The sequence below is a fragment of the Microbacterium zouquanmingi genome, from assembly GCF_052266695.1.
Taxonomy (GTDB): Bacteria; Actinomycetota; Actinomycetes; order Actinomycetales; family Microbacteriaceae; genus Microbacterium.
Genome location: NZ_JBQPQZ010000007.1, coordinates 13,593 through 33,006 on the forward strand (window position 1 = coordinate 13,593; position 19,414 = coordinate 33,006).

Annotated in this window: 20 protein-coding genes and 1 riboswitch; of the genes, 10 read left to right on the forward strand and 10 right to left on the reverse strand. The window is 66.6% G+C overall.

Features of this window, described 5'->3' with window-relative positions; translation table 11 throughout:
* Positions 1–18: 18 nt before the first annotated feature.
* From ACTU6U_RS14270 to murQ, 8 genes are all read left to right on the forward strand, one after another.
* Positions 19–1,209: an exo-beta-N-acetylmuramidase NamZ family protein gene (locus ACTU6U_RS14270; RefSeq protein ID WP_443469783.1), complete on the forward strand. Its 1,191-nt coding sequence runs from the start codon at positions 19–21 to the stop codon at positions 1,207–1,209.
* A 27-nt stretch (positions 1,210–1,236) separates the two neighbouring features.
* Entirely contained in the window at positions 1,237–1,932 is a 696-nt protein-coding gene (locus ACTU6U_RS14275; protein WP_443469784.1) for a PIG-L deacetylase family protein, read from the forward strand.
* Positions 1,933–1,980: 48 nt separating this feature from the next.
* Positions 1,981–2,946 carry a GNAT family N-acetyltransferase gene (locus ACTU6U_RS14280; protein WP_443469785.1) on the forward strand — a complete coding sequence of 322 codons (966 nt, stop codon included), beginning with the start codon at positions 1,981–1,983 and terminating at the stop codon, positions 2,944–2,946.
* Positions 2,947–2,978: 32 nt separating this feature from the next.
* Complete coding sequence (locus ACTU6U_RS14285; RefSeq protein WP_443469786.1) at positions 2,979–4,628, forward strand: ABC transporter substrate-binding protein; 1,650 nt, start codon at positions 2,979–2,981, stop codon at positions 4,626–4,628.
* Between the two features lie 74 nt (positions 4,629–4,702).
* Positions 4,703–5,680 carry an ABC transporter permease gene (locus tag ACTU6U_RS14290; protein ID WP_443469787.1) on the forward strand — a complete coding sequence of 326 codons (978 nt, stop codon included), beginning with the start codon at positions 4,703–4,705 and terminating at the stop codon, positions 5,678–5,680.
* 3 nt (positions 5,681–5,683) lie between these two features.
* Positions 5,684–7,540, forward strand: coding sequence for a dipeptide/oligopeptide/nickel ABC transporter permease/ATP-binding protein (locus tag ACTU6U_RS14295; protein ID WP_443469788.1), 1,857 nt, complete (start codon positions 5,684–5,686; stop codon positions 7,538–7,540).
* A complete protein-coding gene (locus ACTU6U_RS14300) occupies positions 7,537–8,394 on the forward strand; it encodes an ABC transporter ATP-binding protein (protein WP_443469789.1) in 858 nt (285 codons plus the stop codon). The genes ACTU6U_RS14295 and ACTU6U_RS14300 overlap by 4 nt, the downstream gene beginning before the upstream one ends.
* A complete protein-coding gene (murQ, locus tag ACTU6U_RS14305; protein ID WP_443469790.1) occupies positions 8,391–9,296 on the forward strand; it encodes an N-acetylmuramic acid 6-phosphate etherase in 906 nt (301 codons plus the stop codon). The genes ACTU6U_RS14300 and murQ overlap by 4 nt, the downstream gene beginning before the upstream one ends.
* A 3-nt stretch (positions 9,297–9,299) precedes the next feature.
* Here murQ and ACTU6U_RS14310 read toward each other — a convergent pair whose 3' ends face one another.
* Genes ACTU6U_RS14310 through ACTU6U_RS14320 form a run of 3 tightly spaced genes read right to left on the reverse strand, consistent with a single transcriptional unit; the run spans position 9,300 to position 11,970 of the window.
* Entirely contained in the window at positions 9,300–10,217 is a 918-nt protein-coding gene (locus ACTU6U_RS14310; RefSeq protein ID WP_443469791.1) for a glycoside hydrolase family 3 N-terminal domain-containing protein, read from the reverse strand.
* A complete protein-coding gene (locus ACTU6U_RS14315) occupies positions 10,148–10,810 on the reverse strand; it encodes a glycoside hydrolase family 3 N-terminal domain-containing protein (RefSeq protein WP_443469792.1) in 663 nt (220 codons plus the stop codon). Before ACTU6U_RS14315 ends, ACTU6U_RS14310 begins: the two co-directional genes overlap by 70 nt.
* A gap of 17 nt (positions 10,811–10,827) precedes the next feature.
* A complete protein-coding gene (locus ACTU6U_RS14320) occupies positions 10,828–11,970 on the reverse strand; it encodes a serine hydrolase domain-containing protein (protein ID WP_443469793.1) in 1,143 nt (380 codons plus the stop codon).
* Between the two features lie 100 nt (positions 11,971–12,070).
* Here ACTU6U_RS14320 and ACTU6U_RS14325 point away from each other — a divergent pair, with 100 nt between their 5' ends.
* On the forward strand, positions 12,071–12,664 hold the full coding sequence (locus ACTU6U_RS14325; RefSeq protein WP_443469794.1) for a GNAT family N-acetyltransferase: 594 nt from the start codon (positions 12,071–12,073) through the stop codon (positions 12,662–12,664).
* A gap of 140 nt (positions 12,665–12,804) precedes the next feature.
* Here the strand turns inward: ACTU6U_RS14325 and ACTU6U_RS14330 are convergent, their stop codons facing one another.
* From ACTU6U_RS14330 to ACTU6U_RS14355, 6 genes are all read right to left on the reverse strand, one after another.
* Entirely contained in the window at positions 12,805–13,209 is a 405-nt protein-coding gene (locus ACTU6U_RS14330; protein WP_443469795.1) for a hypothetical protein, read from the reverse strand.
* Between the two features lie 214 nt (positions 13,210–13,423).
* Positions 13,424–14,359: a J domain-containing protein gene (locus ACTU6U_RS14335; protein WP_443469848.1), complete on the reverse strand. Its 936-nt coding sequence runs from the start codon at positions 14,357–14,359 to the stop codon at positions 13,424–13,426.
* Positions 14,359–15,090, reverse strand: coding sequence for a nicotinamide riboside transporter PnuC (gene pnuC / locus ACTU6U_RS14340; protein WP_443469796.1), 732 nt, complete (start codon positions 15,088–15,090; stop codon positions 14,359–14,361). Before pnuC ends, ACTU6U_RS14335 begins: the two co-directional genes overlap by 1 nt.
* Before the next feature lie 7 nt (positions 15,091–15,097).
* Positions 15,098–15,226: riboswitch (FMN riboswitch) on the reverse strand.
* A 52-nt stretch (positions 15,227–15,278) separates the two neighbouring features.
* Positions 15,279–16,196 (reverse strand): DUF808 domain-containing protein, encoded by a 918-nt coding sequence (locus tag ACTU6U_RS14345; RefSeq protein ID WP_443469797.1) that lies wholly within the window; start codon positions 16,194–16,196, stop codon positions 15,279–15,281.
* A gap of 44 nt (positions 16,197–16,240) precedes the next feature.
* Positions 16,241–17,071: an SDR family NAD(P)-dependent oxidoreductase gene (locus ACTU6U_RS14350; RefSeq protein ID WP_443469798.1), complete on the reverse strand. Its 831-nt coding sequence runs from the start codon at positions 17,069–17,071 to the stop codon at positions 16,241–16,243.
* 171 nt (positions 17,072–17,242) lie between these two features.
* Complete coding sequence (locus ACTU6U_RS14355; RefSeq protein WP_443469799.1) at positions 17,243–17,611, reverse strand: cupin domain-containing protein; 369 nt, start codon at positions 17,609–17,611, stop codon at positions 17,243–17,245.
* Positions 17,612–17,697: 86 nt separating this feature from the next.
* Between ACTU6U_RS14355 and msrA the strand changes: the two genes are divergently transcribed.
* The gene (gene msrA, locus ACTU6U_RS14360) at positions 17,698–18,231 is read left to right on the forward strand and encodes a peptide-methionine (S)-S-oxide reductase MsrA (RefSeq protein WP_443469800.1); all 534 of its coding nucleotides are present in this window, start codon (positions 17,698–17,700) and stop codon (positions 18,229–18,231) included.
* A gap of 99 nt (positions 18,232–18,330) precedes the next feature.
* On the opposite strand, the gene ACTU6U_RS14365 is transcribed toward msrA, so the two are convergent.
* Positions 18,331–19,380, reverse strand: coding sequence for an NAD(P)-dependent alcohol dehydrogenase (locus tag ACTU6U_RS14365; protein ID WP_443469801.1), 1,050 nt, complete (start codon positions 19,378–19,380; stop codon positions 18,331–18,333).
* Positions 19,381–19,414 lie beyond the last annotated feature (34 nt).

Here is a 19,414-nt window from a genome sequence, read left to right on the forward strand (position 1 = left end):
GCTTACATTCAGTCGCTGGTGAGTGGGGGGAGTCTCGTGGTCGAGATGGTCAAGTCGAAGCACGTCGATACCGGGTTGGCGCGGTTGGTCGCGCGTCCGGAGCTGATCGCGCCCGTGCCGACCGGAATCTGCACCAACTACACCGGCGTCACCTCCGATCTCCGTCGAGGTGTGGATGCCCTCACCGAAGCCGGTGTCGCCCTCAGCGCGATCTTCACTCCTGAGCACGGGTACTGGGGCGCAGTGCAGGCGGGCGAGAGCGACGGCGACGGCGTCGACGAGACGACCGGCATCCCCGTCATCGACACCTACCTCTGCGACGGCGAGCGCCTCGACGCGCTGCTGCGCGACTCGGGCGTGCAGCAGATCCTCGTCGATTTCCAAGACATCGGTGCGCGGTTCTACACGTACACCTGGACGCTGTTCGACCTGCTCTGCTCGGCTGCGCGCCTCGGCATCCGGATCGTCGTGCTCGACCGTCCCAATCCGCTCGGCGGGCGCGTGCGCACCGGCCCCGGCCTGGATGCCGCCTTCTCGAGCTTCGTCGGGCGTGTCTCGATCCCCGTCCAGCACGGGCTCACCCTCGGCGAGCTCTGCCGCTGGTTCAACGCCGTGCACGTTCCGGAGGCCACCGGCCGCGCCGCCGAATTCGAGGTCGTCGAGCTGGACGGCTGGAGCCGTGAACGGCAGCCTGCGGATGCTTCGTGGGTCATGCCCTCGCCGAACATGCCGACCCTCACCACTGCCACGGTGTTCCCGGCGATCGGACTGCTCGAGGGAACGACACTCTCCGAGGGCCGCGGTACCACCCGCCCGTTCGAACTGTTCGGCGCCAAGTGGACCGATGGGCGCCTCACCAGCGCGCTGAACGAACGGCAGTTGCCGGGAGTGACGTTCCGCGAGGCCGTCTTCCGGCCCACCTTCAGCAAATGGCACGGAGACGTCGTGCACGGATCCCAGCTGCACCTGAAGGACGCTGGTGCTTTCGACCCGATCACGACCGGCATCTCGGTGCTGCAGACCATCGCCGAGCTGTACCCGAGCGAGTCGCTGTGGCGTCAGGCAGAGCCGGGACGTCCGCAGTTCATCGACCTGCTGTGGGGTTCCTCGGCGCTGCGCGAAGGTATCGACTCCGGGGCGGACCAGCAGTCGATCCTCGCCCAGAGCCCCGCGATGCCCGACGTCCCGGCGTCCGCAATTCTCTACTGACCGACCCGCAATCCGAAGGACGAATTCTTGACCCCCCAGACGATCATGGCCGTTGGCGGCCACATCGGCGATATGGATCTCGCCGCCGGCCCCATCCTCGCTCAGAACGTCATCGACGGCGGACGCTCGGTCCTCGTCGCCCTCACGCCGGGCGAGCGCGGTCACCCCCGCATGCCGATGGCAGAGTACCGCGAGCAGAAGATCGCCGAGGCACGCGCGTTCGCCGAGGGCATCGGCGCCGAGGTCATCGTGTTCGACGACATCTCCGACGGCTTCCTCACCGCGGATGATGCCACCGCCGAGCGCCTCGCCGACCTGATCCGCGAGATCAAGCCCTCGATGCTGCTCGCGCACTGGAAGAACAGCATGCACACCGATCACGAGAACGCTTCTGTGCTCGCTGAGCGTGCGCGGTTCCTCGCCGGGCTCCCGGGCTGGAAGGACGAGACCGCACGTCACGGAATCGGTCGCCTACTGTTCACCGATAACTGGGAAGACTCGATGGGGTACGACGCTGACACGTTCGTCGAGATCTCTGAAGAGGCCCACGAGAGGTGGACCGCAGCGATCAGCGGTCAGGCCTTCGCGCGCGGCGAGACCTACGGCTTCCGCTACATCGACTTCTACTCCGCCCAGATGATCAGCCGCGGATGCCTCGCAGGCGTGCCTTACGCGGTCGGGCTGTCGACCGGTCGCACCTGGGGCATGGCTCGGCTCAGCTGAGCCGCCGGCACTGCCAGATCCGCTGAACGAAGTACGGAAGGACTCCTCTTGCACGTCACATACCGCAGCCATCGTCTCGGCGACGCCGACCGCATCGCCGACCTCACCGCCCTCGCGATGCCGCGCGACGCGATCAGCGCCGACTGGTTCACCCACACGATCCTTCTTGACCCCAACTTCGATCCGGACGGCCTGATCGTCGCGACTGGCGATGACGATGAAGTACTCGGCTTCGTTTACGCCGTGCGTGCCGGACGTGGGATCGGCCCGGATCCGGACGGCGGCTGGATCACGATCGGTTGCGTGCACCCGGATGCCCGCCGCCACGGCATCGGCACCGAACTGTTGAACCGCGCCAAGGCATTCCTCTCTGCCAAGGGCGCGAAGTGGGTCAACTACGCCGCGTACCCGCTCGCGTACTTCGTGCCCGGATTGGATGCCGAGGCCTACCCGGATGCTGCGCGACTGTTCGAGCGCAACGGATTCGGTCGCCAGTACACGGCCGCCGCGATGAGCATCGATCTCGCCGACTACGCCATGCCCGATGACGTTCGCGAACTGCGTGCCACCCGTCTCGCCGAGGGCTACCGCTTCGGACCGGCGACCCGCGACGACCTGCCGGAGACCCTGACCTTCGCAGCCCAGCGCCTCGCACCCGACTGGGGCGAGGCCGTGCGCGACTCCGTGCTGCAGCACGGCCGCATCGACCGGGTACTGGTGGCACGGCATCCCGACGGCCAGATGGTCGGATTCGCCACCTACGGCGCCTACCGGGGTCTGCGCGAGCGCTTCGGCCCCTACGGCGTCGACGAATCATGCCGCGGAACAGGTCTCGGAAAGGTGCTCTTGCACGACACCCTCACCCGCATGCGCGCCGAGGGCGCGCAGAGCGCCTGGTTCCTCTGGACCGGTGAGGAATCACCCGCCGGTCACCTGTATCTCCGCTCCGGATTCCATATCACCCGCCGGTTCGACGTGCTCCGCGCCGACCTCGATCAAGACGTCCCTCTGTAATCACACGCAGTACCACGCACTGAAAGGCAGTCATGAAGGTTCCCAAGCTGTTCCGCCTCGCCGCAGTCCTCACTGTCGGCGCCCTGGCGCTGTCCGCATGCTCCAGCGGAGGTGACAACGCCGAAGAAGGCGGTGTCCAGCCGCTCACGATCCACGCGAACACCGCCACCACCTACCAGTCGAACTTCAACCCGTTCTCGCCCACGGCGCTGCAGGGCACGAAGGGCATGCTGTACGAGCCCCTGATGATCGCCACACCCATGAAGACTGGTGAGCTGCAGCCGTGGTTGGCCGAGTCGCTCGAGTTCAACGAAGACGGCACTCAGGCCACTTTCGTCCTTCAGGGCGACGTCACCTGGTCCGACGGCGAGGCATTCACTGCCGACGACGTCGCCTTCACGTTCAACCTCATGCGCGACAACCCCGCCGCGAACGCCGGTGCGTTCGACATCGCCGGCGCTGAGGTGACCGACGAGACGACCGTCGTCATCACGTTCAACGCGTCGATGTTCGCGTTCAAGGAGGCGCTGGCCAACACGATCGTCGTCCCCGAGCACATCTTCAAGGATGTCGACCCCGTCGAATTCACCAACGACGACCCCGTGGCCACCGGCCCCTTCGTGATGGGCAAGTTCGGCCAGCAGCTCTACACGCTCACCTCGAACGAGAGCTACTGGAACGCCGAAAACATCGAGGTCGAAGAGGTGCGGTACCCCGCATCCACCGACCAGACGTTCAACAGCTCGCTTCAGGCCGGCGAGTTCGACTGGTCCGGCGGCTTCGTCGCCAACATCGACAAGATCTACATCGAGAAGGACCCGGAGCACCGCGCCTACTGGTACCCGGGTGACGGCCTGGTGAACCTGCTCGTCAACACGCAGACCGCACCGTTCGACGACATCGCTCTGCGCCAGGCGCTGAGCCTCGCGATCGACCGCGACCAGCTCTCCGAGGTCGCGATGCAGAGCTACACGCCGCCGGCCAACCCGACGGGCCTGCCTCTGCCCGCATACGAGTCGGTGCTGAGCGACGAGTACGCTGACGCCGAGTTCGCGACCGACGCGGATGATGCCAACGCCATCCTCGACGAGGCTGGATACACCATGGGCGCCGACGGCGTTCGTGTCACTCCTGCCGGCGAGAAGATGTCGTATGCGCTGCAGATCCCCTCGAGCTACGTCGACTGGGTCACCATCTCCGGGCTCCTGCAGGAGCAGCTCGCCGAGGTCGGCATCGTGATCGAGCCGCAGGGCGTCTCGTTCGAAGCATGGCTTGAGGCGCGAGGCGCCGGAACCTACCAGATGACGATCGCCTCGGCGGCGATGGGCCTGACGCCCTACACGCTGTTCCGGTCGATGATGAGCTCGGAGTACGAGGTCGCGCCCGGCGAGAAGGCGCTGTCGAACTACAACCGGTACTACGACGCCGAAGCCGACGCGCTGCTCAGTGACTTCGCCTCGACCATCGATCCGGCTGCGCAGCAGAAGGCCCTCGACGGACTCCAGACGATCATGATCGACAAGCTCCCGGTCATCCCGATGCTGCAGTCGCCGAACTGGTTCCAGTACAACACCGTGCGCTGGGAGGGCTTCCCGAACGAGGAGGACCCCTACGCACTGGGTGCACCGTTCCAGTTCCCCGACAACCTCCTGGTCGTCACCAACCTCACACCCGCCAACTGATCCGCTGGTGGGAGCGGGGGCGCCGCAGTGCGCCCCCGCTCCGACCGTGATCCCTGACCGAGAGGTCGTCTCGCGTGAAGTACCTCCTGCGCAAGGTGATGCTGTACATCTTCATCGCCTGGGCCGCGCTCACGATGAACTTCCTGATTCCCCGGCTGATGCCGGGAGATCCCATCTCGCTGCTCGTCGAGAAGCTCAACGGCCGCATCGATCCTGCCGCCATGGGGGCGATCGCCAAGAGCTACGGCATCACCGATGACCCGCTGTACGTGCAGTACTGGAACTACCTCGTCGATCTCTCCCGCGGCGACCTGGGACTCTCGATCGGCTTCTTCCCCGTACCCGTTGCCGACATCGTCTGGGGCGCCATCCCCTGGACGATCGGTCTCGTCGGCATCACCACGGTCATCAGCTTCATCCTCGGAACAGGCCTCGGCGTCGTCCTCGCCTGGCGCCGCGGAAAATGGAGCGACCACGCACTTCCCGCGCTGACCTTCCTCAACGCCGTACCGTACTTCTGGATGGCACTGATCCTCGTGCTCATCTTCTCGGTCAACCTCGGCTGGTTCCCCGTTTCGGGTGCCTACGACCCGATGGCCACACAGGGCTGGAACTGGGAGTTCGTCGGCTCGGTGATCTACCACGGCATCCTGCCTGCGGTCACGATCGTGCTCGCCTCGTTCGCCGGCTGGGTGCTCGGAATGCGCAACATGACCGTCACCGTGCTCGGTGAAGACTATGTGACGATGGCCGAGGCCAAGGGCCTCCCCAAGCGCATGGTCATGCTCAACTACGCCGCCCGCAACGCGATCCTTCCCTCGATCACGGGCTTCGCCCTCTCGCTCGGCGCGGTCGTGGGCGGTTCGATGCTCACCGAGGTGATCTTCAACTACCCCGGCGTCGGATACACGCTCTTCGAGGCGGTCAGCAACCAGGACTTCCCCCTGATGCAGGGACTTTTCCTCATCATCTCCCTGGCGGTGATCGTGGCGAACCTCATCGCCGACATCGTCTACGTGTTCCTCGATCCGCGTACGCGGCAGGAAGGCTGACCCATGAAGATCTCTCAGTTCATGCCGAAGTCCGGCAAGGTCCTCGCGGGCCTCATCATCGTCATCTTCTTCGTGCTGCTCGCCGTGTTCGGGCCGATGCTCACGTCATACTCGCCGCAGACGAGCAGCGCGGATCTGCTGCAGCCGCCATCGGCCGAGCACTGGTTCGGCACCACGCAGACCGGACAGGACGTCTTCGCCCAGTTCGTGTACGGCGCCAGGATCTCGCTCGGCGTCGGCATCTTCGCCGGCATCATCTCGCAGATCGTCTCGGTGATCGTCGGTGTCGTCGGCGGATACTTCCGCGGTATCAGCGACGACCTGCTCTACATCCTCACCGCAGTCTTCCTCGTCGTCCCCGGCATGCCGCTTCTGATCGTGCTGACCGGCTACCTGCCATCCCGCGGCATGATCTCGGTGGCGATCGTCATCGCGATCACGTCATGGGCCGGGTCTGCGCGCGTGCTGCGCGCACAGACCATGTCGCTGCGCCGCCGCGAGTTCATCGAGGCAGCCAGGGCCACCGGCGAATCGCGAACCCGCATCGTTCTCGCGGAGATCATGCCCAACGCCCTTCCGCTGATCGCATCGGGCTTCCTGTTCTCTGTGATCGGTGCGGTGCTCGCTGAAGCAGGCCTGTCGTTCCTCGGTCTCGGGTCGCTCACGACGACGAGCTGGGGGTCGATGCTCTACTTCGCGCAGAGCTCGCAGGCCTTCCTGTTCGGCGCATGGTGGTGGTTCGTGCCTCCCGGACTCGCGATCGCGATCATCGGCGCGGGCCTCGCGCTCATCAACTTCGGAATCGACGAATACTCCAATCCGCGTCTACGCACCGGGAAGAGCCGTGCGAAGGCCGCCCCCGTCACGCGCACGGCATCGCTCAGCACCGTCGGTGCTGCGGCAGCCGCCGGCTCCGAGACGGTGACGGTCGCGACACTGCCGGATGCTACCGATGAGGCGCCCGACCATGTCGACGAGCCGAAACCGGACTTCCCGCCGCAGTTGCGCCCGATCACGGTGCCGGGCGAGCCGATCATCGACGTGCAGAACCTCAAAGTCGATTACCCGACGGCCGAGCAGCTCGTGCACGCGGTCGATGACGTCTCGATCACGCTGCACCGTGGCGAGCTGCTGGGGCTGGCGGGTGAATCCGGCAGCGGCAAGTCGACGCTCACCAACGCGATCACGCGGCTGCTGCGCAGCCCCGCCGAGGTCACGGGTGGTTCGATCACGTACCACCGCAAGATCAAGCCGCGCGGCGGCGAGGCAGAGAAGACCGTGGACGTCGACCTGCTGTCGATCCCGGCCGAAGAGCTGCGTCGCTACCGCTGGGACGAGATCGCGATCGTGTTCCAGAGCGCCATGAACGCTCTGAACGCGGTGACCCGCATCGGCGAGCAGTTCGACGATGTGCTGCGCGTGCACCGGCCGAAGATGAAGCCCGCCGAGCGCAGGGCGCTCGCGCGCACCATGCTCGAGAAGGTCGGCATCGACGGTGACCGCATCACCGCCTACCCGCACGAGCTGTCCGGCGGCATGAAGCAGCGCGTCGCCATCGCGATCGCACTGGTGCTCGAGCCCGACGTCATCATCATGGACGAGCCGACCACAGCGCTCGACCTGCTGATCCAGCGCGAGGTGCTCGAGCAGATCATGGCGCTGCGTGACGAGTTCGGCTTCGCGATCATCTTCACCACGCATGACCTGTCGCTGCTGCTCGAGGTCTCCGACAGCATCGCCATCATGCAGCGCGGGAAGCTCGTGGAGTATGGTCCGGCACTCGAGGTCTACGGTGACCCGCGGCATCCGTACACGAAGAACCTTCTCGCCTCACTCGCCGACTTGGGAGCACTCGTATGACCGACGCATCCGTCCCGGTTTCCGAATCCGATGCCCAGTCGGGCCGCGTCGTCCTCGAGGCGCGCGACCTGGTGAAGGAGTTCCGCACCGACAAGCGCAAGGGGCTGTTCGGGCGCGAGATGTTCCGGGCGGTCGACAACGTCTCGCTCGAGCTGCGCGCAGGACAGGTCACGGCGCTGGTCGGTCAGAGCGGGTCGGGCAAGAGCACAGTGGGACGCCTGCTCGCCCAGCTCATGCCGCTGACCAGCGGGCAGATCCTGCTAGATGGCACTCCCATCTCGGCGAACCGAGGCCGCGCGTTCATCGAGTACACGCACACCGTGCAGATGACGCTGCAGGACCCCTTCGCGTCGCTGAACCCGCTGCACCGCGTCAGCTACACGCTCGGTCGCGCGCTGCGCATCCACGGCGGACGCATGTCGGATGCCGAGGCGGAGGAGCGCAGTCTCGCACTGCTGCGCAAGGTCGAGCTGTCACCGCCAGAACGCTACCTGCACCGCTTCCCGCACGAGCTCTCCGGAGGTGAACGGCAGCGCATCTCGTTCGCCAGGGCGCTCGCCGCGAATCCCAAGGTGCTCCTCGCCGATGAGCCGGTGTCGATGCTCGACGTCAGCATCCGCAAGGAGATGCTCGACCTCATCGACAACCTGCGCATGACCGAGAACCTCGCCGTGCTCTACATCACCCACGATCTGGGTTCCGCGCGCGAGTACTCCGCGGAGACACTCGTGATGTATCACGGCAAGGTCGTCGAGCGCGGCCCGAGCCGCCGGGTGATCGACTCGCCCGAGCACGAGTACACGCGCCGGCTGCTGGCTGCAGCCCCCAACCCCCGCAAGAGACTGGCCAGGTGAGCGTGTTGGATCGACCAGGGCTTCTGGCCACCGAGCAGATCGACGAGCGCTATCGCGACCTGGACACGATGCCGACGCTGGACGCCATGCGGGCGATGAACGAGGCCGAGGCGTCGGTGCCTGCCGCGATCTCGGCCGCGCTGCCCGCGATCGCGGCCGTGGTGGACGCGGTGGCCGAGCGACTCGCCGCGGGAGGACGCTTGCTCTACTTCGGAGCCGGGACGTCGGGGCGACTGGGTGTCGTAGATGCTTCGGAGTGTCCGCCGACGTTCCACTCCGATCCGCAGCAGGTGCAGGGCGTGATCGCCGGCGGCAAGAGTGCCATGTTCCAGGCCGTCGAGGGTGCGGAGGATTCTGTCGAGCTCGGTGCCGCCGCGGTGGCTGAACTCGAGGTAACCGAGCGCGACGTCGTCTTCGGGATCGCCGCGAGCGGACGCACGCCGTTCGTGCTCGGCGCTGTGCGCGCCGGCAGGGCTGTCGGTGCGCTCACGGTGGGGCTCTCGTGCAACACAGGATCATTGCTCGGTGCCGCGGTCGATATGCCGATCGAGGTCGCGGTCGGGCCCGAGGTGCTGTCGGGATCGACGCGATTGAAGGCGGGGTCGGCGACCAAGCAGGTGCTGAACATGGTCTCCACCGGAGCCATGATCCGGATCGGCAAGACGTACGGCAATCTCATGGTCGACCTGTCGGTGAGCAACGCGAAGCTGCGCGATCGTGCGGAGCGCTTGGTCACGGCGGTCACCGGTGCGGACGCGGCGACGGCGGCTGCCACACTGGTCGCGTCAGGACTCAGAGTGCCGGTGGCGTCGGTGATGATCGTGCGCGGAGTCGACCGGGATGCTGCGGAGGCGCTTCTTGCGGATGCCGGCGGCCGCCTCAGCGGGGTGCTGCGGGGCTGACGCTCAACTCCGACCGCGCAGCACGCGGGCTGCGTGCTGCGCCGTTGCGCGCGACGCACCGTAGGTGAGGAGGGCGCGTCGGGCAGCGGGCGCGCCATCGGCGGGCCACCCCGCGTAGATCACGATCGTGTCGGGGCGCACCGCGAGCACGGCGTCGAGGACCGATGCTTCGAACGCGCTGCTCTGCGGCTGATTGACGATGAGTACAGCATCATCCGCTCGCTCGGCGATCACGGCAAGGGCTCGCTCGGCAGCATCCGCCTCGCTCAGACCACCAAGGGAGATGCGATCGGCCGGCATGTGCTCGCGCAATGCGAGCGTGAAGAAGTCCGCGGCGTCGCCGACCGCGATGTTCCGCTTGGTGCGCGCGTCGATCATCACGGCGGCGTCTCCTGGCAGACGCACGTCACCGATCACGATGGCGGCCCGTTCAGCGAGGGGCGCGCCGTCGAAGGGCTCGGGACGAGCGACTGCGGCGGGCTGTCGGCGCCGCCACTCTGCGAGCTCGGCGATGCGTGCGGCTGCCTCCTCGACTCGTGCGACCGGGAGCGCACCGGATTCGAGAGCGTCGTAGACCGCGTGCAACGGCTCGAGGAACTCTCGCTGGTCGGTGTTCATCCCGTTGACCTGCTCATTCGTGGCGGGATTCCCGATGCAGATGAGGTCTGCTCCCGCGGCCAGGGCCGCGACCGCGCCGGGTCCGCTGCCGAGGGTGCCACTGATCGCCGCCATATCGACGGCATCCGTGATGAGCACCCCCTCGAAACCGAGCTCCCGCGCCATCGCGAGCGTAGTGCTGTTGATGGTCGCGACCGCATCACCCAGCGCAGGTACGCGGATGTGCGCGCTCATCATGGTCTTCGCACCCGCCTCGATCGCTGCTGCGAACGGCGGAAGATGGATGCTGCGCAGCTCGTCCACGGAGATGCGGAGGTCGCGACGGCCAGGTGGGAATCCGTGACGGTGTCGCCGTGTCCGGGGAAGTGCTTCGGGCAGGCAGCGACGCCGGCGCTTTGGATGCCGCGCACGTAGGCGGCGGCGTGGCGGGCGACGACCGCGGGGTCTGCGCTGAATGAGCGCACGCCGATCACAGGGTTGCGCGGGTTCGAGTTGACGTCGACGGTCGGCGCGAGGTCGATGTCGATCCCGGCAGCAGCCACGAGTGCTCCGATCCAGGCGGCGGTGCGCTCGGTGGTCTCTACGTCATCGATGCGTCCGAGCACGGCGTTGCCAGGTGCTGACGACCCGGTGGCCGCCTCCAGCCGCGTGACGATGCCGCCTTCTTCGTCGACGCCGATCAGTGCGCGCGGGTTCGCCTGGTGGATGCGCTCAGACAGCTCGACGACAGCGTCGGGGAATGCGGGATCGAGGTTGTGCTCGAAGTAGACAGTGCCGGCGAGCCCGCGATCGAGCGCGCGCAGGAGCCAGTCCGGGGCAGCGGTGCCGTGGAATCCCGGCCACAGCACACTGTGGGCGAGTCGGCTCAGATAGGGGTCGGGGAGGCGGGCAGACATCGGCGATCCTTCTCAGTTCAGTGTCCGTACGCGATCGTGCTGATCGCGTGGCGCAGGTCCGTGGCATCGGCCAGCGAACGATTCGGGTGCACGCGATTCGTGAGCAGGGCCACTACGAGATCGTGCTCGCGATCGACGAGCAGCGAGGTGCCGACGAAGCCGGTATGCCCCCTGGCCCCTGTGCCGGCGTCACTCATCCAGGTGCGCTGTCCGATGCGCAGTCCGAGGCTCTGACCGTAGCCGAGGTTGTGCTCGACGGCTGCCGCGTTCGGTCCGATCAGCCGGGGGAGCTGGTCCTCCCAGAGCAGGGCGGCGAACTCTGGCCTGAGTACGTCGGGCAGACCGGCCAGCAGCGCGGAGCCGAGCGCGGTGAGATCTGCCACCGGGGCGAACAGTCCGGCATTGCCGGCGGCACCGCCGAGTGCGCAGGCGGTCTCGTCGTGCACGACGCCGCGGATCATGCCGCGGCCGAGTTCAGGCTGGAACTCGGTGGGTGCGGTGCGCGCGGCATCCGGGGTGAGGGTTGTGCGCTCCAGACCGAGCGGCGCAAGCACTCGTTCGCGCACGATCTGCGACCACGACGCCCCGGTCGCCGCTTCGGCGGCGGCCATCGACGTGATGTAGCCGAGGCACGAATACACCTTGTCCGTGCCTGGTGCGCGGTCGAGGGGGAGTGAGAGGATGCCGTCGAGGAGCGCGGATCGACCCGGGGTGACCCAGCGGGGGTCATCGGTGCCGAACCCCTGCACCGCGTGCTGGATCGTGAACGGATTCACGGGGGGCAGACCTGCCGTGTGACTGAGCAGGTGTGCGAGGGTGACGTCTGATCTGACGCCATTGCGGAAGCTCGGCAGCCACTCGCCCACGCTCGCGTCGATGTCGACGATGCCCTCGTCGGCGAGGCTGAGCAACGCGATCGACGTGAAGACCTTCGAGACGGACGCGAGGTCGTAGACCGTTTCGGAGGAGACCGGGGTGCGCTGATCGAGCGGGATCGGCGCGCCGGCGTCGTCGTGAGATGCGAGGTCGCCCGCGGTCGCCGTGACGGTCTCGCCGGCGATGGTGACCTGACACACCGCTCCTGGGGTGACGCAGGCCTCGACGGCCTGCGCGAGCGCGGCGCCCAATCGAGACGAGAGGGCGGCATCGGCGCCGGTCATCAACAGGCCTTCCGGTCGGCGGGGAGTGTGATCGGCAGAGCACTGGATTCGCGACAGCACTGGGTCCGAGTCAGAACGGGGTCCATGTCAGTATGGAGCAATGTCGCACATCCGTCGATTCCGTGAAACCGACCGCGCCGACGTCGCGGAGATCTGCCTGAAGACCGGCGACGGCGGCCAGGATGCGACGGGAATGCACGGCAGCGACGAGCTGCTGGCCGACATCTTCGCCCTGCCGTATGTCGATCTCGAACCGGAGACCTGCTTCGTCGTCGACACCGGGGAGCGGGTCTCGGGATACATCGTCTGCGCAGCCGATACGGGCGCCTTCGTGGAGCGCTACCGCAGCGAGTGGTTGCCCGCATTCACACAGAAGTATCAGGATCTGGAGCCGTCGAACATCCTCGAGATGGGCCTCGATCCCGACCGCATGATCATCGAAGAGCTGGGTGACTATCCCGCCCACCTGCACATCGATCTGCTGCCGGAGCTGCAGGGGCAGGGGATGGGCCGCGCACTCATGCGCACGCTGCTCGCCGAGCTGCGCGAGCGCGGCGTGCCTGGCGTTCATCTCGGGGTATCGCCGAGCAATACCAATGCTGTCGCGTTCTACAAGAAGCTCGGCTTCCGGCCGTTGCCGTCGGATGCCGGCGCGGGAAGTCTGCTCGGCATCTGCACCGACGCTGTCGTCTAACGGACCCGCCTCGTCGTCTGACGCAAAAACCCCCGCCCAGGTCGCAATCTGTGCCGCTTACAGCGCGGTAGAGCGGCACAAATTGCGACCTGGACGAGGGGTGGGTGACCCTGGGCGAGGGGTGAGTGCCCGGGCTGGGGTTACGCCGAGGCGCGGAAGTAGTCGTTCGACTGCCGTACCCACAGCAGCACGATGACGACGACCGAGATGATGGCGGCGATGATTCCCAGGGTGGAGACCCCGCCGAGCAGGCTGAGGATGCCCAACACCTCGAGCACGGTGATGACGATCCGTGCCCAGTTGCGGCCAGCCCGCATCTTGCGCAGCACGAGCAGCTCGATCAGGAGGATCACGATCAAAATCACTCCGGTGGCGATCATCACTCCACCGCCGAATGAGGCTCCATCGACCTCGACCGCGCCGCCGGCCAGTGCGATACCGGTGGTGATGAGGACGATTGTCGTGATGAGGTCGAGGATCAGCCCGACGATCAGGATCCAGAAGGCTGCGGTGACCGTTGTCGGCCGGCTTGTGGAGGGGCTCATACTCAGTTCCGTTCTGCGGCGGATGCCGCCATGTAGGTCGGACGTCAGTGTCCGTTGGCCACAGATTAGCGTCGTAACGGCCTCGAGTGCGGTAAATTTAGCCGCTCAGGTCTCAATTTGTGCCGCTTACAGCGCGCCAAAGCGGCATTAATCGCGACCTGGACGTGGGGGTGCGTGGGGGTACGTGGGCGTGGCGGAGGGGTGAGCGCGCGCGTCAGACGAAGCGGATCATCTGCTGCAAGCGCGTGCGCACGTCGAACAGTTCGTTGCCGCCGATGTCGCGGGCGCCGGGCACGCCCTGGCGCAGCACCATGCTGAGCGCGCTGCGACGGATCACGACAACCGGAGTCCCGCGCACCTTGCCGAGCGAGGTCACAGCTTGATCGAGATCGTCGTCGGGCAGCACGATGATCGCGCCACCGAACTTCACCTTCGCAGCCCTGGCGATCACGCGCATCCGGGCCAGCAGAGTCGCCACCGGTGCGCGCCCGGAGACACCGGCGCCGATGATCTCGCCGCGACGGAAGCGTACGACCTCGGCGAAGTCTTCTGACATCACCCCGTAGAGCCCTGAGGGGCTGAGGATCACGTGGTCGAGCTTGTCGGCCGGATCGGTGCTCGTCGCGACGTCGTGCCAGACGGTGAAGCCCATGCCAAGGTCGCTGATGGTGCTGGCCGTGGCCTCTTCAGCGAGAGCATCCGCCAGCAGGTGACGCACCTCGCGGGGCGCAGAGCGCACGAGAGCGGGGTCGTACGGGTCGGGAACCTCGACGCCGTGGCCGGCCCACTCGCGGATCAGTGTGAGATAGCGCTCGCGGCGCCATCCGCCCGGATGCCCGTACGCACGCGCCTTCGGCCGCGTGTCGGTGCGGGGCGCCGGCGCCTGCCATCCGCTCCAGTTCTGTGCGGTCGTGCCGGTGGCGGATGCTGTCGCAAACCCGTGGCCGCGATCGTAAGAAGCGCGCCCTTCCGGCGTGCCGATCAGCTCCCACGCCCGCTGCACCTGGATGAACGCAGCAGCATCTCCACCGGCATCCGGATGTGTCTGGCGCAATCGCAGGCGGAACGCGCGCTTGATCTCTTCGGCCGTGGCGGTCGGATCGACGCCGAGCACTTCGTAGGCGGAGGAGGAGAGCGGGCTGTCGAACATCACTCCCTATTCTCGCCTGCACCGCTCTCTGCCGGGGCGCCGATGCGGGGATCAGGCATGATCGTGTCGATCTGGGGTTTCGCATTCGCCTGCGCGCGCCACCAGACGAAGAAGCCGATCGCGGTGAAGGCGCCGTAGAACACGTACATGAAACCGGTGGCGTAATAGCCGGCGCTGAACAGCAGGGGAACGCCGACGACGTCGACGGCGATCCAGATCAGCCAGAACTCCGTCCACCCCTTGGCCATGCCGTAGGTGGCAAGGAGCGACCCGACGAAGGTCCAGGCATCCGCCCAGACCGGCTCGTACGAACCGAGCACGCGGAACAGGGGAGTGAGCGCGACCGTGCCGATGATGAGGGCGAGAACGAGTCCGATGCGCGCACGGCCGGACGCCCAGCGCGGGGTGACCTGGCCGGTGTCTGATGCTGCCTGTCGCCAGCGGATCCAGCCGTAGATCGCCACGGCGATGAACATCACTTGGCGGCCGGCCTGACCCAGCAGGCTCGGTAGCGAGTGGTCGGGGCTGAGGATGGTGCCGAGGAAGACCGTGAGCAGCAGCAGGTTGCCGACGATGCCGACGGGCCACGCCCAGATCTTTCGACGCATGCCGCCCAGAGCGCTGGCGAGGCCGAAGATGTTGCCGACGACTTCTCGGATGAGGAGCGTCTGCCCGCCCGGCAGCATCCACTGCGAGTTGAAGAGATCGACCAGCCATCGCAGAACGTCCATTGTTCCCCCTGTGCTTCTCCCATCCAGACTGTGACTGTCGGTACCGGAATCTCACCGGTTCAATCGCCGCCCGGAGGGGTTGCGAGTCGCGGACTATCACCGCCGGTTCGGGCTTTCACCGATCCCGGAGCACGTATGTGTTCGAGTGGAAGATTACCTGAGCGCGCTCAGTCCTGTGGTGGGCGGGTCTACGCGGCCACGTTGACGGGCGAATCGCCGCCCTCTTGGAACGACGGCGTTTTGCCCAGCATCCGACCGATCAGCAGCACGACGCCGACGACGATCAACCCGACGATGAGTCCGCAGACGGCCGAGACGAATGTCTCGCCGATCCACGCGACCACACCGCCGGTGGGAGCCAGGAAATCGTGGATGCCGTGCAGCATGTCGCTGAAGAAGTGCAGGCCGACCTCGCCGAGGTTCGCCAGCAGCAGGTGGCCGCCGACCCAGAGCATCGCGACCGTGCCGACCACGCTGATCACGCGGAACACGGCCGGCATCGACCGCACGATCCGCGTGCCGGTGTGGCGCACGCGCCGGGAAGGATTCTTCGCCATCTTCAGCCCGATGTCGTCGATCTTCACCAGCAGCGCCACGGCGCCGTACACGATCACGGTCATCATGAGGGCGATCACCGCGAGGATGGCCAGTGTCATCCAGATGCTCATGCCGGCATCGAGATTCGACAGCGAGATGAGCATGATCTCGGTCGACAGGATCAGGTCGGTGCGGATGGCTCCCCACACGAGCTTGTTCTCGTTGCGCGCGCTACCGCTTTCGTGATCGTGGTGGAAACCGAACCACTCCAACACCTTCTCGGCGCCTTCGAAACACAGGTACGTTCCACCGATGATCAGCAGGAACGGCAGCACCCACGGTGCGAACGCGGTCAGCAGCAGTGCGATCGGGATGATGATCACGAACTTGTTCACGAGCGACCCGAGCGTGATCTTCATGACCACGGGAAGCTCGCGCGCCGGCGTGATTCCCTGCACGTACTGCGGGGTCACCGCGGCATCATCGATCACGACACCAGCCGACTTCGCCGATGCTTTCAGCGCTGCGCTGAGGATGTCATCGACGACAGCGAGCAGACCAACCGACATGCGACCCCCTGAGAGACGTTCAGGAAAGCAAGACTACTGGCACCTCAGCTGCGCCCGGTGAAGTGATCCATCGACGAGTACACCTTGAACACATACCGAGCGAGGAAGTCCCACGTCTTCGTCGGAAGCACGCCGCGCAAGGCCATCGAGAGTTTCACGGTCCACGGGCGCAGCACCATGGGTGTTCCGCGCAGCATCCCGTTCCACGCCGCTGCCGTCGCCTTGCGAGGCGTCATGATCGGCGTCATCAGCGGGCCGCGCGCGCCCTCGAACATGCCGGTGGAGATGTAGCTCGGGCAGAACGTGGTCACCTTGATGTGGTCGTGGCCGTAGCCTTCGAGCTCCAGACGCACCGATTCGCCCCAGCCGATCATCGCCCATTTGGATGCTGCGTACACACTCATGTTCGGATTCGCCAGCGTCCCTGCGGCGGAGGCGATGTTGAGGATGCGCTTGGGTCGGGACGTGTCAGCGATCATGTCGGGCAACACCTCGCGGGTCAGCCACATGGCCGCGAGCGTGTTGATGCGCATGGTCGCCTCGATATCGCGCACCGGGTCGTGCTCCCAGAACGGTGCGCCCCGCACGATGCCGGCGTTGTTAATGATGACGTCGGGCGTGCCGAAGTCCGCACGCACCCGCTCCATGCCGGCGGCGATCTCCTCGCGCTGCGAGACGTCCACGCGATAGCCGCGGACTTCGACCCCTGACTTCGAGAGCTCGGTGGCGACAGCGGTGACGGCATCCTCATCGATGTCCCACAGCGCGACGGCCCGCGCGCGGGCGGCGACAGCGCGGCGCGCGTACAGCTCGCCCATGCCGCGTGCGCCACCGGTGATGAGGACGAGAGCGTCAGTGATCGGGTTCTCAGACATGGATCACACGGTACGCCACGCACACCCGCACACCGGGAATCTTGGCCCTCGCGACGTGCGCAGGGCGCGCGGGCTGCTTTTCGTTGGTGAAACTCGCACAAGAGCGAGGAAATCCATCCCGCGCGGGCGGGCGGGCGGGCGGGGCGGGGCGGGGCGGGGCGGGCGCGCCGGTCACCCGAGCCGAGAGCGGATGCTGAGGCCGGGCTTGCGCTGATGCACAGAGAAGTAGCGCAGGCCGGCGGCTCCGGCGACGAAGCGGCGCTGTGACCTGGCCGGCAGCCACACCATCGTGCCAGGGGAGAGCGCGAGCGGATCCGCAGCGGTCTCGAGCGTCCCCGAGCCTTCGAGAACGACGATCAGCACGTCCAGTTCCGGCCCGATGTGCGCCTGGATCTCGCCGCCAGCCGGCAGCACGATCACGTTCGCGTCGAGCCCCCGCTCGGAAGGCTCCAGGCGCCACGCGGAGCCGGCGGCAGCAGCCGACGCGGCGAACGCGTCACCGACGATGCGGGGCGTGGGGGCGGTGTTCTCGGCATCCATTGGTCGTCTCCGTTCCTGAGCGTTCCTCCAGAATGGCACCCGGTCCTCGATAGTGCGTCAGACTTGAAGAGCGAAAAGGAGTGCACATGACTGACACCGGCACCATCACCCGCACACCCGGCACCGAAACGGCCGTCCTCGCGGGCGGATGCTTCTGGGGAATGGACGATCTCATCCGCCGCCAGCCCGGCGTGCTCGACACTCGAGTCGGCTACACCGGTGGCGAGAACGAGAACGCGACCTACCGCAACCACCCCGGCCACGCCGAGGCCGTGGAGATCGTCTTCGATCCCGCTAAGACGACCTACCGCGACATCCTCGCGTTCTTCTTCCAGATCCATGACCCCTCGACGCTCGACCGGCAGGGCAACGACGTCGGATCCAGCTACCGCTCGGCCATCTTCCCGCTCAGCCCTGAGCAGGAGCAGATCGCCCGCGACACCATCGCCGACGTGGATGCTTCAGGCCTTTGGCCCGGCAAGGCCGTCACGAAGATCGAGCGGGAGGGCCCGTTCTGGGAGGCCGAGCCCGAGCACCAGGACTACCTGCAGCGCATTCCGAACGGCTACACCTGCCACTTCCCGCGTGCCGGCTGGGTGCTTCCGAAGCGCGCGGCCTGACCCGCCAACAGCTCAGGTCGCACCCGCCCACACCTCAGGTCGCAAACTATGCCGCTATGCCTCGCGCAAAGCGGCAGAATTTGCGACCTGGAGCGGGCGTCAGCCCTTGAGCGTGTCGATATCGATCACGAAGCGGTAGCGGACGTCGGATGCCAGTACCCGCGCCCACGCCTCGTTGACCTGGTCGGCCGAGGTGATCTCGACCTCGGGCGCGATGCCGTGCTCAGCGCAGAAGTCGAGCATCTCCTGAGTCTCGGCGATGCCACCGATGTTGGAGCCGGCGAATGAGCGACGACCGCCGATCAGCGTGCCAGCGCTCACGGACATCGGCTCGGCCGGAGCTCCGACGCCTACGAGCGTGCCGTTCAGCGCGAGCAGCTTGAGGTGCGCATCGAGATCGATCGCGGCGGAGACCGAGTTGATGATCAGGTCGAACCTGCCACGCAGCGTGCGGAAGGTCTCTTTGTCCTCGGTCGCGTAGTAGTGGTCGGCGCCGAGCGTGAGCGCGTCGTCGCGCTTCGAGTTCGACCGCGACAGCACGGTGACTTCGGCGCCCATGGCGTGCGCGATCTTCATGGCCATGTGCCCGAGTCCGCCGAGCCCGATCACGGCGACCTTCTTGCCGGGGCCTGCGTTCCAGTGGCGCAGCGGCGAGTACGTGGTGATGCCGGCGCACAGCAGGGGGGCGGCCTTCTCGTAGGGGATCGCCTCCGGCACGCGCAGCACGAAGTGCTCGGTGACGACCACCGAGGTCGCGTATCCGCCCTGCGTGATCGTGCCGTCGACGTCCTTCGCGCCGTAGGTGCCGATGGCGCCGTTCAGGCAGTATTGCTCTTCACCCGCCTCGCAGTTCGCGCACTCGCCGCAGGAGTTCACGAGGCATCCGACCCCGACGCGGTCGCCGACCGTGAACTTGGTGACGTCGGATCCGACTTCGGCGACGGTGCCGACGATCTCGTGACCGACGGTCAGCGGGTACTGCTGCGTGCCCCAATCGCCCTGCACCGTGTGGATGTCGGAGTGGCAGATGCCCGCCCAGCGGATGTCGATCCGCACATCCTTCGCGCTGACATCGCGGCGTTCGATGGTGCCCGTGAAGAGCGGGTCGGTGGCGGACGGCGCGACGATGGCGGGAATCGAAGTGGGCATGGTCAAGATCGTAGACCGGATGCCGCGGACAAGG